Origin of the sequence: Aldersonia kunmingensis (assembly GCF_001646865.1) — a bacterium.
Taxonomy (GTDB): Bacteria; Actinomycetota; Actinomycetes; order Mycobacteriales; family Mycobacteriaceae; genus Aldersonia; species Aldersonia kunmingensis.
Window position 1 is genome coordinate 1 of sequence record NZ_LRRB01000137.1, and the last position, 16,405, is coordinate 16,405.

Annotated in this window: 12 protein-coding genes; 1 reads left to right on the top strand and 11 read right to left on the bottom strand. The window is 66.7% G+C overall.

Annotated elements, in window-relative coordinates:
- Positions 1 to 97 precede the first annotated feature (97 nt).
- A complete protein-coding gene (locus tag A8G08_RS10760; protein ID WP_157108509.1) occupies positions 98 to 562 on the bottom strand; it encodes a hypothetical protein in 465 nt (154 codons plus the stop codon).
- Positions 563 to 847: 285 nt separating this feature from the next.
- Between A8G08_RS10760 and mobF the strand changes: the two genes are divergently transcribed.
- On the top strand, positions 848 to 6,148 hold the full coding sequence (gene mobF, locus A8G08_RS10765) for a MobF family relaxase (RefSeq protein ID WP_068273586.1): 5,301 nt from the start codon (positions 848 to 850) through the stop codon (positions 6,146 to 6,148).
- A gap of 460 nt (positions 6,149 to 6,608) precedes the next feature.
- Here mobF and A8G08_RS10770 read toward each other — a convergent pair whose 3' ends face one another.
- The 10 genes from A8G08_RS10770 to A8G08_RS27445 all read right to left on the bottom strand — a co-directional run.
- Entirely contained in the window at positions 6,609 to 6,998 is a 390-nt protein-coding gene (locus A8G08_RS10770) for a hypothetical protein (RefSeq protein ID WP_245672770.1), read from the bottom strand.
- Positions 6,999 to 7,274: 276 nt separating this feature from the next.
- On the bottom strand, positions 7,275 to 8,012 hold the full coding sequence (locus A8G08_RS10775) for a hypothetical protein (RefSeq protein WP_068273589.1): 738 nt from the start codon (positions 8,010 to 8,012) through the stop codon (positions 7,275 to 7,277).
- 160 nt (positions 8,013 to 8,172) lie between these two features.
- The gene (locus A8G08_RS26630) at positions 8,173 to 8,640 is read right to left on the bottom strand and encodes an MmpS family transport accessory protein (RefSeq protein WP_157108510.1); all 468 of its coding nucleotides are present in this window, start codon (positions 8,638 to 8,640) and stop codon (positions 8,173 to 8,175) included.
- A 461-nt stretch (positions 8,641 to 9,101) separates the two neighbouring features.
- A complete protein-coding gene (locus A8G08_RS10780; protein WP_068273590.1) occupies positions 9,102 to 9,413 on the bottom strand; it encodes a hypothetical protein in 312 nt (103 codons plus the stop codon).
- Between the two features lie 83 nt (positions 9,414 to 9,496).
- Entirely contained in the window at positions 9,497 to 11,023 is a 1,527-nt protein-coding gene (locus A8G08_RS10785; RefSeq protein ID WP_068273594.1) for a hypothetical protein, read from the bottom strand.
- Positions 11,020 to 12,279 carry a DUF1173 domain-containing protein gene (locus A8G08_RS10790; RefSeq protein WP_068273596.1) on the bottom strand — a complete coding sequence of 420 codons (1,260 nt, stop codon included), beginning with the start codon at positions 12,277 to 12,279 and terminating at the stop codon, positions 11,020 to 11,022. Before A8G08_RS10790 ends, A8G08_RS10785 begins: the two co-directional genes overlap by 4 nt.
- A 44-nt stretch (positions 12,280 to 12,323) precedes the next feature.
- A complete protein-coding gene (locus tag A8G08_RS10795; RefSeq protein ID WP_068273598.1) occupies positions 12,324 to 13,118 on the bottom strand; it encodes a hypothetical protein in 795 nt (264 codons plus the stop codon).
- Positions 13,115 to 14,575, bottom strand: coding sequence for a type IV secretory system conjugative DNA transfer family protein (locus tag A8G08_RS10800; protein ID WP_157108511.1), 1,461 nt, complete (start codon positions 14,573 to 14,575; stop codon positions 13,115 to 13,117). The genes A8G08_RS10795 and A8G08_RS10800 overlap by 4 nt, the downstream gene beginning before the upstream one ends.
- Positions 14,572 to 15,048 (bottom strand): hypothetical protein, encoded by a 477-nt coding sequence (locus A8G08_RS10805; protein WP_068273602.1) that lies wholly within the window; start codon positions 15,046 to 15,048, stop codon positions 14,572 to 14,574. The genes A8G08_RS10800 and A8G08_RS10805 overlap by 4 nt, the downstream gene beginning before the upstream one ends.
- Positions 15,049 to 15,130: 82 nt before the next feature.
- The coding region (locus tag A8G08_RS27445; RefSeq protein ID WP_169823291.1) for an ATP/GTP-binding protein at positions 15,131 to 16,405 on the bottom strand (1,275 nt) is incomplete at its 5' end.

A 16,405-nucleotide genomic window follows, 5' to 3' on the forward strand; every position in this document is an offset into this window, starting at 1 on the left:
CCAATACGACATTCATAAGTGCTCGCATTGATGGGGGTTCAGTCAGCAACAAACCTCGAACCGCAACACCGTCATGGCAATTCCAGATCGACAGGTCTCATTGCTCGCTCGTCTCCACCGAGGCGGAATCGATCGCATCGGAACCGCGGACGGCGGCGCTGCCGGACTTCATGGTGACGGTGTTGCCCGCCCTGGCCACGCTCGTCGCGTGTTCGGCGGCGGAGTTCGCCGCGGCGTCACCGCTGGTCTTGAGGATCTTGCGGATCTCCCCCGCCGCCTCGCCGGTCAGCTCGGCGATGCTGTCCACGGTTTCGCCGCGCCCCCGCATCCGCGCACACGCCGCTGCACGCGTGGCATCGATGTGCTCACTTACCCGCGTGAGCTCCTGCTCGGCTGCCGCGAGCGCCGCCGCGTGTTGTCGTTCGGCGCGAGTGCGCGCTTCGGCCGCGTCGAACACCACCGCCAGATCAGCCTCGTTCGCCTTCTCCCGTTCCTGAATCGACGCCATCCGCTCGGCCATCCGCCGCCGCGCCCGATCCCGCGAATCCTTCTTGGTTGTCATCGTCGTCTCCTTCCGATCGCGACGCCGCCGCCGGCGCATCCGGTCGGCGGATCCTCGACCCAACCGACCATCAACCCCAACATCCGAATGAATTCCCATTCACTCGACTGGCGACAGCTCCTCTGACTCGACCGACCCTCACAGCCCACCACTCAAAACTCCACAACCCAGAGACCCCAACCACCTCACACCTCTTGCATTCAGGTCACGGTTCGGTCGCGGGCGTCTCACCCCGTCTCAGCGACAGTGAGTTTCGCGAGGGTGCCTGGAACCGTTTGGGGGGTGATGAGTCTGCACAAACTCACCGCCGGCGACGGGTACGAATACCTCACCCGCCAGGTCGCCGCGGCCGATGCGACCGACCTCGGCCGCACCAGCCTCGGCGACTACTACGCCGAAAAAGGCGAGTCCCCCGGCGTCTGGCTCGGGTCCGGGTTGGCGGGTCTCGACCGCGACGGGCGCTACGGGATCACTGCTGGGGACCGCGTGTGCGAGGAGCAGATGAAGGCGTTGTTCGGGGAAGGGTTGCACCCCAACGCCGACGAGATTCTGGGTGCCGCGATTGCCGCCGACCGGACCGAACAGGTCGCGCTTTCCCTCACCAAGTTGGGGCGTCCGTTCCACGTCTACACCGGTGCCACGAGGTTTCGGGTCGCGGTCGCGCAACGTTTTCAGGCCTTCAACGAGGAAGTCGGTGCGAAATGGAATGCCCCGATCCACCCCGAGATTCGCGCGGCCATCCGCACCCAAGTGTCACGGGAGTTCTTCGAGAAGGAGTACGGCCGGCCACCATTGGACGACCGGGAGTTCTCGGGGTGGATGGCCCGGTTGTCGCGGCAGCAGACCGACGCGGTCGCCGGCTATGACTGCACATTTTCCCCCGTCAAATCCGTGTCCACCCTCTGGGCACTCGCACCCCGCAGCGTGTCCGACACCATCGCGCAGTGTCACGATGCAGCCGTCGCGGACGCGTTGCGGTTTTTGGAAACCCACGCCGCCTACACCCGATTGGGCACCGACGGCATCGCCCAGGTCGATACCGACGGCCTCATTGCTGCCGCGTTCGTTCACCGTGATTCTCGTGCCGGGGACCCCGACCTGCACACGCATCTGGTGGTTTCGAATAAGGTCCGCACCACTACACCGGACGGGCAGAGCCGGTGGCTGGCGTTGGATGCGCGGCCGTTGCACAAGCTCACCGTCGCCGCCTCCGAGGTGTACAACACCCGCCTCGAAGCACACCTCACCGACCGGCTCGCCATCCGGTTCGAGGAAAGGCCGAACGGGGATCGGCGCAAGCAACCGGTCCGGGAAATCGTCGGCATCGACCCACAATTGAACGCCGCGTGGTCCGGGCGACGTGCCGCGATCGAACACCGCATCGGCCAACTCGCCCGCGATTTTCAACGCGACCACGGTCGCGAACCGACTCCCATCGAGGCTGTCGCGCTCGCCCAAACGGCGAATCTGCAGACCCGCGGCGCCAAACACGAACCCCGATCGTTGGCCGAGCAGCGCGCGTCCTGGCGCACCGACGCCGAAAACCTGCTCGGCGGACCGGATCAGGTGGCCGCGATGCTCGCCGACACCCTCACCCACCCCATACCCACCGTGCGGCACATCGACGATGCGTGGATCGCAGCGCAGGCCGACCGCATTGTCGATGCGGTGTCGACGAGACGGGCCCGCTGGCAACCGAATCACCTGCGCGCCGAAGCCGAACGCCGCCTCCGCTCCACCGGAATTGCCGTGCGGGAATTGGATTCGGTGGCGACGAGGCTCGTGGATGCGGCGTGCGATCCGCGCCGGTCTGTCGCGCTCCGTTCCCCGGTCGAGGCGTCGGATGCGCTCACTCCCGCCGCTTTGCGGCGCCGCAACGGCACCCCCGTCTACACCACCGCCGGCACCGACCTCTACACCAGTCAAGACATTCTGGCCGCCGAAACACGGCTCCTGATCGCCGCCAAACGAGGGGGCGGTGCCGTTGCGCGCGACCTCGACGTCGAGTTGGCGTTGCTCGAATCCGCCGCCAACGGGCGCGAACTCAACACCGGCCCAGCCACGCTCGTGCGCGAACTCGCCACCTCCGGACGCCGTCTGCAACTCGCGCTCGCGCCCGCCGGGACCGGGAAAACCACCGCCATGCGGACCCTCGCACGTGCGTGGACCAACACCCCCGGACGCACCGTCCTCGGGCTCGCCCCGACCGCCGCCGCGGCCGCGGTCCTGCGTGAGGAAATCAATACCAGCACCGACAATCTCGCCAAACTCAACCATTTGATCTACAGCCAAGCCCACGCCGATCCCGCCTCGATGCCGCCCGAGATCCGGACCCGCGCACGCGACATCGGTGATGGATTGCTTCCCGCCACCGCGCTACCCGGGTGGTTCACCATGATCGGGGCGGGCACGTTGGTCGTGGTCGATGAAGCCGGGATGGCCGGGACCCGCGAACTCGACCTCGCCGTGTCGTATCTACTGGACCGCGGTGCGGACGTCCGACTCGTCGCGGACGACCGGCAACTCGCCGCCATCAGTGCCGGCGGAATCCTGCGCGACATCGCCGACACCACCGGCGCCCTAACGCTCTCCCACGTCGTAAGGTTCACCGATCCCGCCGAAGGCCCCGCGTCCCTCGCGCTAAGAAGCGGGGACGACACCGCGCTCGGGTTCTACGCCGACCAGGGGCGCTTACACACCGGCTCCACCGTCACCATCACCGACGCCGGATACGAGGCGTGGGCCCACGATCAAGCAGCCGGCCACGACAGCGTGATGCTCGCCTACACCCGCGACACCGTCAACGAACTCAACGCCCGCGCCCGCACCGACAGATTGGCCGCGCAAGCGTCAGAACTCGGGCGCGGGCGGCTGAATCGTCTCCGGCGCAGGCTCGCCCGCGACACGACCGACCGCGAAGTCACGCTCGCCGACGGACTGTGTGCGAGCGCCGGGGACATTGTGTGCACTCGCCGCAACGACCGGCGCCTGGCCATCACCGCCACCGACTGGGTCCGCAACGGGGACCGCTGGTACGTCGAAAATGTTGAGAAGGACGGGAGTTTGCGGGTCAGAAATGTGGAGTTGCAGCGCATCGTGACGTTGCCCGCGGACTACGTGCGTGAGCACACCACCCTCGGTTACGCGCGCACCATCCACGCCGCACAAGGCCTGACCGCCGACACCTGCCACACCATCCTCACCGGCACCGAGACCCGCGAACTGCTCTACGTTGCCGCCACCCGCGGCCGCCACGCCAACCACATTTACCTCCCCACCGCCAGCGACGGCGACCTCCACACCGTCATGACCGCCGACGGACTACGCCCACCCGCCGGCATCGATCTGCTCCGCGACATCCTCAGCCGCGACGCAGCCGAGCCGTCTGCGCACACCACACAACGCCAGCTCGCCGACCCGCGCGCACTCCTCAGGCACGCAGCGGGGACCTACCATGACGCGATTGGCGCCGGTGCCGAGCATCTCCTCGGGACCGACTACATGAACAAGATTGACTGCGCCGCCGGAATTCTCGTGCCCGGCGTGACCGAGGAGGCCGCGTGGCCGGTGCTGCGCCGCCACCTCGCCACCCTCGCCGTCGACGACCACAACCCGATTGAAATGCTCGCCGACGCGATGAAAGAAGCCGACCTCCACGGCGCACGCGACGCGGCCGCCGTCCTCGACTCGCGACTCGACCCCACCGGCCAACACTCCCACCGATCCGGACCACTGCCGTGGCTCCCTACCGTCCCTGACTCCCTCACGGATCACCCCGACTGGGGCACCTACCTCACAACGCGCGCCGTCGAAGTCCAGACCTACGCACGCCAAGTCTCAGCGATGTCGGTCGATTGGACCCCCACAACCGCACCCTTATGGGCACGTCAGTTCGTCGGCGAAAACGACCGTCTACTCACCGATCTCGCAGTGTTCCGAGCGGCACGCGGCATCCCCGACCACGACCGCAGGCCTATCGGCCCGAGCGAATACGCCGCCGCCCCGTGGCGGGAACAGCACCGCCTGCGCGAGCTCGCCGCCTCAGTCGGCGCGGATCCGGCCGCGGCGGCGGCGCGCTGGCAACCCCTCGCTGACGCCCTCGACCCGCACCTCACGCGCGACCCGTTCTGGCCCGACCTCGCCGACCGTCTCGACCACCTCGCGCGCGCCGGGATCGACGTCACCACTCTCACGCGCACCGCCGTTGGGGATGCCGCACTGCCCGACGAACTTCCCGCGGCGGCACTTTGGTGGCGACTCGCCCGCACACTCGACCCCGGCGCACTCCAAGCCGACAGCGGCACCGTCGCCATCCGGCCCGAATGGACTCGCGACCTCGCCGACGCCATCGGCGAGCGCAGCGCGAACCGAGTCATAGCCGACCCCGCGTGGCCAACCCTCGTCGCCGCCATCGAATCCGCCCGCCACACCCCATGGGCGCCCCGTGAACTCCTCGACACGGCAAACGACCTCCTCCTCACCGGCCAGGACCATAGCCCCTTAAGGTCTGCCGAACTCGCTGCGGCACTGGCGGTTCGGATCGAAGTGCTGATCCGAGAGACAGCGAACTACACCGACTCCACGCTCCCTGACCAGCCCCCGATGACCATCGAGGAGGAAGAACAACTCCTCGCCTACACCGCTCCACAATTCCAGCAGCACGACACCACAGCCATGGCAGCGGCATATGGCCGGAGTGCCACAGCGACCGATCCGGATGGACTCGACGTTCCACTTCCCGACGAACCACCCGCCGACGACGAGAACCCTCCGCCACCGGACAGCGAACTCGCGCCGGACGATCGCCGACCGGACGACTTGGTGCAACCGCTGACGTCGCTCGGCGTACCAGCGACTGCCGAACCACCCTTCCCGCACGCCGTCGCGCGCATAGAGGCCGCGCACCGTCTGGCCACAGAAGCACGCCGAGAAGCAATCGCTTTCGCGTCAGCGCTCGAGGCTGGGACCACTCCGGCATTGCAGGACGCGGCGTCACAGCTGCATCGGAAACACGCTGCACACAACCTGCAGCGGCCCTACCGCGACGCCGCCATCGATGCCCACCACGAGTGGATCCAGCTCGAACGCGCAGCGGAAACCACCGCGGCCAGGCTTTCAGAACTGACCAGACACTCCAGCCACGAATCCGCCGACCCTTCCGCTGCGGCCGCGCGGGGACTCGCTAGGTTGACCGCCGACGCCCGCCACCTCCTAGCCCTCGCAGACCTAGCTCAAACCGCAGCTGAAGCATCCATCAACGAACTACGCTCCGCCAGCGGCGACCACAGCATCGTCACCGACAGAGACCTCCAGCGCGCGCAACAGGAAGCAGAACAGATCGACAAGAACAGCCTCGACCGGCTGCGCCGCACTGTCACGGATGCCGAGACCGTACTTCACTCCACAGAGATCCTGGAGCTTCGTCCAACGGACGCGGCCGTCAACATCACGCGCGCCCGCGGCTTGCAACAGGACACGCCCGACACCCTCGATGTCAGCTCGTCGAGGTCAACAACAAGGCACCGACACCCATCCCCGCCGCCGCCGCCGCCGCCGACACACGGTGGGCCGAACCTCCATCTCTAACGGCATGTGCCGCGCTGCCTCACGAGATACCGCTCGGTTTCGCTCGACCGACCAAGTGTCCACAATCAAACCGGCCGCGACTACGAGCGACTCCTGCGGCGGTGCGTACTGCGGGGGAGCTCGGCCCGCAAGTCCTCATCACTAGGGTCGCCCTCCGGCTGCATCGGGCCGAGTGTGTCACCAACTGTGCTCGGGAGGAGGTGCCATCACAACACCCAGGAACGGCGGTGAAGGTCAGTCGTTTATGGCAACGATTCGATATCTGGTGTCGATGTGCTTCGGTCAGCGCGTGGATGTCGTTCCGCCACTTAAAGAACGGAACGAGGAGCAATCGACGCGATGGTCGCGCAGCAGTCCCTTCAAACCCTGAGCCATACAACGCGCCGGTGCTCTTCGGTCTATCGTCCTGGTCGCGGGCGCTCGTGAGTCATACTGCGGGGCAGTGGTCTACGTCTATGCCTTAGATGTTGAGGACCGCTGACCAGTGCCATTCGGGTCGGAGGGATGAGACTGCGGCGCTGGGCATTACGGCGGTGACCTGACCGGGTGTGGCCGTGTCGGGGTAACCGGAGAGGTTGTTTTGCGGGCCGCCGAAGCCCATCGTGAAATACGCGATCTGCTTCCCGTCGAGCATTTTGTATCCGAGCTGTTGGGTGATTCGCCCGTCCTTGCTGGCTGCAAGGAGCGAAAACATGACGGTGCCGGTTGGCGGTAGATCGCCTGCGTAGGTCCACGTGACTCTTGCTGCGGTGCCTGCGTATCCGGGAACGCCGAGGTGGACGTCGGTGGCGGTGAGGCCGACTGGTGCAGCCGGCGCAGGGTTGCTGCACTGGCTGTCGGTCCCGCGCACTACGACTTTGCCGGGAACGTCTGGCGCTGGTGCGGCTGGAATTTGGGCCGCTGGTGGCGGGGCCGCGACGGCTGTCGTCGTGGACTGCGTCGTGGTGGTACTTGTGCTTTCAGCTTTCGTGTCGTCGTCGGAGGAGCACGCGGGAACCAGGGCGATGAGCGCAGCCGTACCGAGCGCGATAGGGCCGAGTAGATGTCTCTTGGATTGTCCTCACTCCCGAGTGCGTTCGCGCTGTGCGCTGAATGATTGGTTGTCCTCGACGTTCCCCAAAGCTGGTTATCCAGCGCTACGCCATCTGTTGCGGCCATCTGACGCCGGGGCACATACCATCGGCGTTCCCTTTGCAGTGACGCCGACAGCACCGCCGGGTGAACAGAACGAGCCCGCATTCACCGTGGGCATGTCGGGCTCGGGAACATCGACCGGTGGCGGCACGTAGGTCTGCACCGGCGGAGGCGGAGGCGCTTCGGCGGTAGTTGTTGGTGCGCGCAACGGGGATTGCACGACGGGCGGTGGTGCGGGGGCCGTGGGCGCCGCACCAAGGGAGGCGAGGTACTGCGGGCAGAGTGCAGTGATCGAAGCGCTCTGGAACGAGCGCCACGAAGCTTCCGAAAGATTCGCCGTGTTGAATACCTTGTCAGCGGAGGCCTTTCCCTCTGATGCGGTGTGTTCGCAGTAGTCCTGACCCGACATCACGATTGCCTGGTCATCGGGAGTCAGGCCGGTTTGGTCGCCGGCGCGCACCAAACGAATGAACTCGGCCTTAGCTGCAGCCGAGTATTCGGGCGCCGGAGTCGACGTGGCGGTTGTAGCGCGCGGCGCGCTGCTGGTCTCGTCATCGTTTCCGCCGAACGCGGACACGATGACGACGAACAAGAACAACACACCGAATCCGCCTGCGAGCAGGAAAAGCACGTTCAGCCACCCGGGCCGCTTCTTATTCGGCGGCTGCCACGGCTGCTGCGGCCGCGGCGGTTGCGGCTGCCACTGATACGACTGCGGTGGGTCGGTCATGGTTCCCCCTTGTTCGATGCCACCGAGTGTCGAAAGTCAGTCGCGTTCCGTTACAGGCGTTTCCAGAATCGCTAGCGTAGGGATTCGCACCGACAACTTGCGCCAAACACCAGCACCCCGGTTTCCGATTGGACGCCGGGGGTGCTTTCGTGTGTCTCGGTTATCCGTTGCAGTTCACAACCGCATATTGTCCCGTGGCCGTCTGCTCGTCTTTCACGACGCCATCGACCGTCACGCGGCACGTCACAGACGTGCCTTCAGTTTGAGCGCCCAGACCAGCGATGACATAGGTGGACTTGTTGGTCACTGTCTTCGACCACGGAGCGGAAGCTGACGTTTCCTGCTGTATTGCCGAGTTCTCATCGAACCATGTCACCGAGTTCAGCGAATCGGAGTCCGAAATGACCTCGTAAACAACGGTTTTCCCGTTCCCTGTAGGTGGCTTCGGTGCGAGAGGCGGGATAGTGGTGGTTGGCGCTGGGGCCGCAGGCGGCGCGGCAGCAGCTGGCGGTGCGACGGCGGGTGGTGCTTCGACACTCGGGACGGCAGGTTGTGCGCTCGGAGTGGAATCGGCGGTGTTCTTTTCGTCGGAGCTTCCGCTGTTCGCGATCCCGATCACGATGAGCACTACGACTACAGCGCCCACGACCCACGGCCATTTACGTCGCTTCTTGGTGGGCGGCGCGGGCGGTGGCTGATTCGGGTACGGCTGCGGTTGATACGGATACGGCTGGTCAGTCATATCTCCCCCGAGAAACGTCGCAGACATTGATGATGCTTCGCCAAAGGGATCGTAAACAATCGGAAGTTGGTTACAGCAGCTTTACGGTTGAATTTGCCGTCCACATTCTGCCTGCGCCCCAGTCACGACGATGCGATCCGGGACGCTGCCGCTACAGCTAGGCGGCGTCCAGCGTAGTGAGCATTTGCTGAAGGGCCTCGGTCTGTAGCAAGGCGCGCAGACATCCAAGAAGGCTTGTTGGGTCCAGTCGAGGAGCGGACCTACCGATGGTCCTACTGCTTGTTGCGGCGTCTGCGGCGACCTCGGCGATCGCTGCGCAGACACACACGTGACTTAGACCGAGATTGTCACGGAATCCGAGCCCATCGCCGCGTTGGATCGAACACCCGGAGTGCGGGCAGGGCGAATGCCCGACGGGCGAGGGGTGTCTTCCAGAGGTGATACTTCGCAGCAAAGTGCCACTGCCCAAACAGCCACAGCGACAGTCCGATGCCGAGGTAGAGGAACGGCCAGATGGTGGGCGTGAGAACGACAAGTACGAGGCTCCACAGACTGGAGATGATCAGCAGGCCGCCGAAGAAGCGTGCGAGCACTCCCCCGAATGCCCAGACGCCGAGGACTAGCAGGGCGAGGAGCGCGAGTGCGCTGACGATGATCATCGTCGATTCACCTCCTCTCGATGTCGACTCGGTGCGCCAACGTTCACATCATCTCCGAGGCCACCGACAAGTCCGGATACATGTCACAGTGTTCGCCGCTGAGGCAGCGCCGGTGGCGGTGGCCGCCCGCCGTCCCGATGGTGTTGAGACCGGACAACCGTCGCGTTCATTTCTACCGGTGCGGAGATGTCGTTGCCGACAACGCAACCAAGCGGCTTCGGACCCGCCAATTGGTGCCGACCGTCGTCGCGCTGGCGGTCGATCTCGGATTGGAAAGCTAGCAATCGGTTTCGCACGTGGCTCGGGACGTGGACTGGCTCAGCGAACTCCGTGTCGTAGTCGATCGTCGTGCGGTGTGGTGAGGTTTCGAGCGCAGAGAGGAGGTCGTCGATCCGAGTGACCGGCATCGTGGCAGTGAGTTCGCCGATATAGCGTTCACCATCGGCTGCGCTGGGGTCGCGGCGGTATTCGTGGGCGACCCAGTTGCGGCGGTCCATGCCGATGACGACTACCCGGTCGGGGTCGTCGTCGGTTGCGAAGCGTTCGGTGATGCCGGCGTCGAGAGAGTCCTCGAGTTCGACCCGGGCCGCGTACTCGGGCGCGTCGTAGTGCGACTCCAGTGCGGCGCGGGTGACGAGGGTTTCGACACCACCTTCGCCGTCGCGTTCGCATTCGATTGCGCTGTAGGCGCCGCCGTCGAGATCCCGAAAGAAGTCGAACCTGTCGCGCACTGCCGCCGTGCCGGCCGCATCGGTTGCGGAAATCGGCGGTGCGTGGTTAGCAATCAGCGTCGTGAATCGATCCCGAGTGTCGTCGACCTCCGCGCTGTTTCGCGACGCGTATAACGTGAGTGCGGTGTCGATGGTGGCCTCGATCTGGTCGATGCGGATCTGGACGGCGGCGGCATTGTCGATGCTGTCCAGGAACGCATCGACGGCCTCGGCCCGCTGGTAGTCGGTGCTCGCGTCCAGCGCAGTGCCTACAGCATTTCCGATGGCGTCGAGCCGGACTTGCTCGGTGTCGCGCCAGCGGGTGGTGAGTGTGGCTGCGCCACTGTGGAACAGGGCGGCGGCGATCTCTTCGCGACCGGGATGGTGTTCTCGGCGCATGGTGTCTAGGGCCTGGTCGGCGCCTTCGAAGACGGCGTTGTCGATCTCCGCCCCGCCGCAACTCTGGGCGCGCGCGGCGTCGTGGGCGGTGAGGTAGTCGTCGAGCGTGGCGGCGACATCGGGTGGGTCGCCGACAACGGTGTCGGTGTGGATCTGCCATCGGCTGGCGTCGAGGACCAGGGTGCGGGCACTCTCGCGCACCGCGTTGAGCGGGTCGAGGGCGTGCGGCGGAACAATCGTATCGCGGCGTGCACGGTCGTGCCACTGGGCCGGATACAGCGCCGCGACGAATGCCCGGGCGGAGTCATCGTCGAGCGAGAACCGCTGTGGCCAAGCACTATTCACTGCTCGTGACACGGACAGGCCGACCTCGCCGTAGCGGGCGCGAATCTCACAGTCATGCGCGACGGCTGCCGCGGGATCGCGGATGGCGCGTTGGGCGTCGATGAGGGTGGTGAGGTGCCAGGTCGCGATGGTGACGACGCGGTCGTGGAAGGTCATGCCGGGCTTCTCTCCATGGAGGTGCTGCGGTCGGGCAGGGGCGGAAGTGCGGATGCGGTGGTGGGGTTCCAGATCCACGAAGCGAGACTGCTGTCTGCGATGAGGTCGACCAGTTCCCGCTCGTGCGCGGGCGCGTGGTCGGCGTCGGCGATGTAGCAGGCGGTCGCTGGATCGGTGTCGAGGACGACCAGACTGGCTAGGGGCTTGTCGCGGGTCATGTTGTAGCGCAGGGTTTTGCGGAACGGTCGACGCGCGGCGGTGATGGTGTCGAGCAGGGTCTTGTCGAAGACGGACTCGAATGGGATCCAGGCGTCGGTGGTGGGCATGAGCGCGATCTGGTCAAGGGTGGGAATCCCGGCCGGGGACACCGCGAATGTCGCGGCGGCGACTAGGTGGGTGTGCTCGACGGCCTCCCATAACGCGAGTTCGATATCGAAAGCCTTGTGCAGACGCCGGTGCAGATCCTCCGGGAGCAGGAACGGGCAGTCCGGGACATGTTTGAACACGACCTTGTACCCGAACCGGGCCGGCGCGATGGTCTTGACCTCCGCGACAAGCAACAGAAGCTTGTGCCGCCCCTTCGAGGGTGCGGCGACCTGGCGCAACAGGCTAGCGCGCCGAGCAGCGATCTCGTATTTGTGGTCGAGGTCGAATGACTCGGGGACGTACAGCGCGTCGGTGAGTGATTGGCCCTTGGCGACCTTGTCCTGCGCCGCGTGCAGCACGTCGCGGCGGATGAGGCTCCAGTTGCGCCTGCCAGCGACCGCGGGATCCCAGCGGGTGAGGCCGCCCTCGTCCCACAGGAAGTGCAGCAGCGCTCGGATGGTGAGTTTCGTGCCGTCGGTGTGGGCGCTGGTGGGGTCAGTGTCGGCGGTAGCGGTGGGGGCGGCGCGGCCGGGGGCGCGGGTGAGCGAGAATCCGAGTGTGAGGCGGGTGGCGCCGTCACCGGGTGACAGTGTGATTGCGGAGCCGAGCACCTCCCCCGCCCCCGATACTTCCGGAGGCGGGTCGTAGGAGCGGCACTGCGGAGCATGCTCGGTACCGGTGCCGGGCATGCGTTTGAGGATGTAGATGCCGTTGATCCGCGCCACATACATCGCCGGACCTGGAGCGATCGACCCGCGACCGTTGCGGCACAGGCACACTGGGCGCGTGCCGGTGCTCCCGGTGGCGCGGTGGGCGTGCGCCAGCAGCGGCTGGAGCCGCTCTTCGTCGTCGGCGTCGACGGTGTGCCCATCGATCCGGTAGCGCGTCATCGCCGACCTCCGATCGGTATTTGGCCGTGACATGGTGGGCGCAGTCATGCGGGTGAGTCCTCACCGTCGGGTTGGCGGAGCCAACCCCCGGCGGTCTGCGAGCGGACCCATACGTGGTCATGCAGGCGTACGCGGGGGCGGCCATGTGCGTCGGGCAGGTCGACCGCATCGCCGGCGGCGCGGTGTTCGGCCATCGCGGCTGCGCTCAGGCACATCGCGTCTGGGCGGTGTTGTCCGGTTCGTTGCGAGTCGACGTGCGCGGTCGGCGGCCCGGACGGTACAGGATGGAGGCGGCCCGCGGTCGAGCCCTGTCGGTATCGCTTGGGTTGCGGCAGTGCTGGTTCGGGTCGGGTGTCGAGATCAGCGGCGAGGAATTCAGGTAACCCGTCAAGGGTGACCGGGTTCCGGGCCGTGTGCCCGCAACCGGTGTCACTGCAGCGACTGGTGTTCGACAGTGCGGGAAAGCGGTCGACCAGCGGCCAGTGCCAGTGGCGGTGCCAGGCGGCGAGGGTGTCGCGCGGGGGGTCGTGTCCGTCCGAACTGGTGGTGTAGGCGGCGTGGTGGGCGGCCATGAGTGCGGTGAGTTCTTCGACCATGACGGCGTGCCGGTACCAGCAGGGCGGGATGGTGTGGCCGAGTTGGTAACGGGCGCGCAGCCAACCGACCCAGTCGGTCAGCTCGCCCCACAGCTCGCGGGCCTGCTCGCGGTCGAGGTAGCGCCACGCGTAGCGCGACCACCCGTAATCCGGCCCCACACTCGCAGTGTCGGGCCAGGCGGGGGTGCCCGCGACAGCATCGACGGGCAACCGGGCCTGCGGTGGTTGCTCGGCGTTACTCATGAGCCGGTCGCTTCGGTCGCGAGTTCGCCGCTGCGGGTGCGGTACCGCGCCGGGACGCGGCTGCGGCGGGAGACGATAGCGTCGAATTCGTCCAGCGCGGCGGTGACGGTGCGGCGGGGGCGGCGCTGGGTCCACACGGTTGGCACATGGAGCTTGATGGGGGCGGCGTTGCGGTACAACAGCAGTGCTTCGTCGTCGCCCATGCGACGGATCGCGGCACCGGTCATGATCGGGCGCTGCTGCGCCTGATACGACGCCCCGGCGCGACCGTGGCTGACCTGCCAGTGCTCGCGGTCCCCGATCAGCCGGGACAGGGACGCGAGTTCGTCCTCGCCGTGCAGGCCGGGCAGGATGATCGCCGCCGGGGCGGAGGTGAACAGCATCCGCCCACCCGCACGGCCCCAGCGCATTTCGTTCTGTTCCTGGTTGTGCGCGAAGCACCACAGGTTGATCCCGCGCCCACCGGTGTCGGTCATCTTCGACGGCAGCTCGGGCAACGGGGCGACGTTGTTCATCTCGTCGAGCACGAACCGCGCCGGCGGGTCGAGCCGCCCACCGGGACGGGTCTGCGAGTCCTCCCGCAAATGGTGTTCGGCCTCGTGCGCCAACGCGGCGACGAACGGTGCCATCGACCGGCTCGTACCCTCCGACACCAAATACAGCGTGTTCGCCCCGCCCCGCACCATCGCGGCGACATCGAGCGACGCCGGCAACGGAACATCCACGGCAGCCAGCAGTTTCGGGGACGCGAGCGGCTCGAGCAGCCGCGCGCAGGCGGAGACGACATCACCGGTGGAGTCCGAGGTATTACCGAGAATTTCGTCGAGTTCGGCGGCCCAATCCGGGCGCACACCTTTGAGGATGTCGCGCGCCTCGGTAGAGGTGCGGGAGTTGATCCAGATCCGCACGTCCCGTACCGAGCGGGCATCCAGCGCCGCGGCGTGCAGGTAGCAGCGCAGCAGGGTCGCGGCCTTGCCCTCGAAATAGCCGGTGTTCTTGGTGCCCTCGATCGGCATCGCGGCGGCCAATGCGGCGGCGCGACGGATGGCAGTATCGGGTTGGTCGCAGCCGGCCAGGATCGACCAGCGCAGCCGGTCGGGCCATCCGGTGATGTTCTCCGGGTCGAACACCCCGATCTCCCCGTGCTCAGCGCGGGTGGTGAGAGTGGCGGCGAGCACGTCGCGCGACTTGGTAGTCGTGGCGAGACAGAATCCGGGCGCGTCCGTGACGAGGTGGTAGGCGAAGCGCCACGTCTTCCCGGAACCGGTGGGCCCGTGCACCAACACACCGTCGCGGTGCTGCAGGAATACCCGGTGCCACCGCGCACTGTCCAACGCGCCGATGTCGACGGCGACCCGGCGGGCAAACCGATCTGGGGCGATCGCTCGTCGCAGTCGCGCCGCCGCCCGCAAACTCGACGAAGGCCTTCGGTCGGAGACAGTAGTCGGCCTGGTCACGCTGGTTCCTTTCGTATCCGGCCACCGCGCACTACAGCGTCGGTAGCGAGGTTCGGAAACTCGCCGACGGATTTCCGTGCGGCGGCGCGGGACGACAGTCCGCTCGCCCGCAACATGCCGGGACCCGCCAGGCCCGCGCCCCGGCTAGCGGCCCGTTGGCCAATGACGAGGCAAACCCAGGTCAGCACAACGACTTCCGTGACGAACACGACGAGCACTGCGCCATAGAGCAGAGCCGCGGGTCCGGGGACCGGCCGGTGCGCCCAGCTCGACGCCGGATCGGCGGGTGTGTGCAGCCAACCCGCCACGTCCGTGCCCGTCGTGGGTGACCAGCCGTGTCCGGCGAGCACGCCGGACAGGCCCGGACCGGCCCAGAGCGCGACCAGGACCGCAACGACGATCCCACTACTGAACACAGTGGAGACCCGCAGGATCGGGGGCGGCCCGCCGTCCCCGGTGCGCTGGACGTTCATGGCGCACCTCCGTGTCCGGATGGCGAGTGGTGGTGCCGGTAGAGACTCATGTGGACCTCCTTGTCGAGCATTGCGGCGCCGGTCAGGTGCGGTGTCCGAGGATGGCGGTGTCGGTGTTGGTGAGGGTGGCTTCGATGTCGGAGCGGATGTGGCGCAGCAGGATCGGGTCTTCCGACCCGACCTTCAACAGGGCCTCACCCCGCCCGAGTGACATGAGTGTCTCGACGGACCCGGCCGGGAGGTCCCACATGTGCGCGCACTCCTCCGCATCCACCTGCCGGTCCTGCCCGAACAGGTAAACGATGCTGGACTCGCGCATCAACGCCCGCGCCGGTGAATCGGGCGGGAAATCCGCCAAATGATGAAACGCCGTCCAGGTCGACAGACCGGTACCACGGGACAGTTTCATGTTGGCCCGCACCAGTTTCCCGGTCGACCCGTCGGCGATATGCCAGCCCTCCTCGATCCCGAGCACCGTCTGGCGGTGTGCCCGGGATCGGTCGGCGAGCAGGTTCGCCAGCCACGTGTTCATCACCGTCATCACGATCCGCAGCGCATGTCCGTCCTCCGGCAGCGCGGAGATGTCGGTATGTACGAACGGATGCTCGAGCGCGGCACGCACGTCCGCGCTCGTGGGACCGTCGACCAGACCGGACAGTTCGTCCTCGGCCAAGCGTTTGAGGGCGAGCCCGCAGTCGCGGCCCCACCGCCGATACGCGGGGGCGTAGGCCCCGAACGGGTCCCCGTCCCCAGGTTGCGGGTCGAGCAGCCGCCGCCACAAATGCGCGATGGTCGGGTCGTACCCCGCGTCGCGCGCCTCGGTCGACACGAGCTCAAGACTGCGGGCGATCGCAGCATGGTCGGTCTCCGACAGCCCACGCTGCATCATGGTGTCCACCAACACCGCCTTGACCAACGCGAGCTGTCCCGCTGGGCGCTCGTCGGTGTCGCGTTCGTCCAGGCGCAGCGCGATCGCCGGGTCGAGCAGGTTGATCCGGGCACCCCCGGTGCGGTGGCCGGCGCGGAAGCGCAAGCTGTTGGCGCCCAACACGTTCGCCATGTGCGAGTACTCGCCGAGGCCTTCCTGCAGTTTCTTGTCGAAGATCACCACCTGCCGATCCAGCGGGAGTTGCCGCCACGACCCGACGGTTTTCATCACCGAAGATTTCCCTTTGCCGATGTCGCCGATCAGGACGACATTGATGTTGGTGACCTTGTCCAGGTAAGCGGTGAACGGGTCGAGCATGATCGGGGCCTGGGAAATCGCGTCGATCCCGTTGATCACCCCGAGGTGCCCCGACGGCTGGCGTGAGGTGGCCAGGTTCAGCGCCTCGCCTTGGCGGGTCGTCGACGGCGT

Excerpts from the sequence above, each read along its gene's own strand:
- A8G08_RS10790 (WP_068273596.1), bottom strand. The coding sequence starts at position 12,279 with ATGACGCGCTACCGGATCGATGGGCACACCGTCGACGCCGACGACGAA.
- A8G08_RS10785 (WP_068273594.1), bottom strand. The coding sequence starts at position 11,023 with ATGACCTTCCACGACCGCGTCGTCACCATCGCGACCTGGCACCTCACC.
- A8G08_RS10760 (WP_157108509.1), bottom strand. The coding sequence starts at position 562 with ATGACAACCAAGAAGGATTCGCGGGATCGGGCGCGGCGGCGGATGGCC.
- A8G08_RS10775 (WP_068273589.1), bottom strand. The coding sequence starts at position 8,012 with ATGACCGACCCACCGCAGTCGTATCAGTGGCAGCCGCAACCGCCGCGG.
- A8G08_RS10795 (WP_068273598.1), bottom strand. The coding sequence starts at position 13,118 with ATGAGTAACGCCGAGCAACCACCGCAGGCCCGGTTGCCCGTCGATGCT.
- mobF (WP_068273586.1), top strand. The coding sequence starts at position 848 with ATGAGTCTGCACAAACTCACCGCCGGCGACGGGTACGAATACCTCACC.
- A8G08_RS10780 (WP_068273590.1), bottom strand. The coding sequence starts at position 9,413 with ATGATCATCGTCAGCGCACTCGCGCTCCTCGCCCTGCTAGTCCTCGGC.
- A8G08_RS10805 (WP_068273602.1), bottom strand. The coding sequence starts at position 15,048 with ATGAACGTCCAGCGCACCGGGGACGGCGGGCCGCCCCCGATCCTGCGG.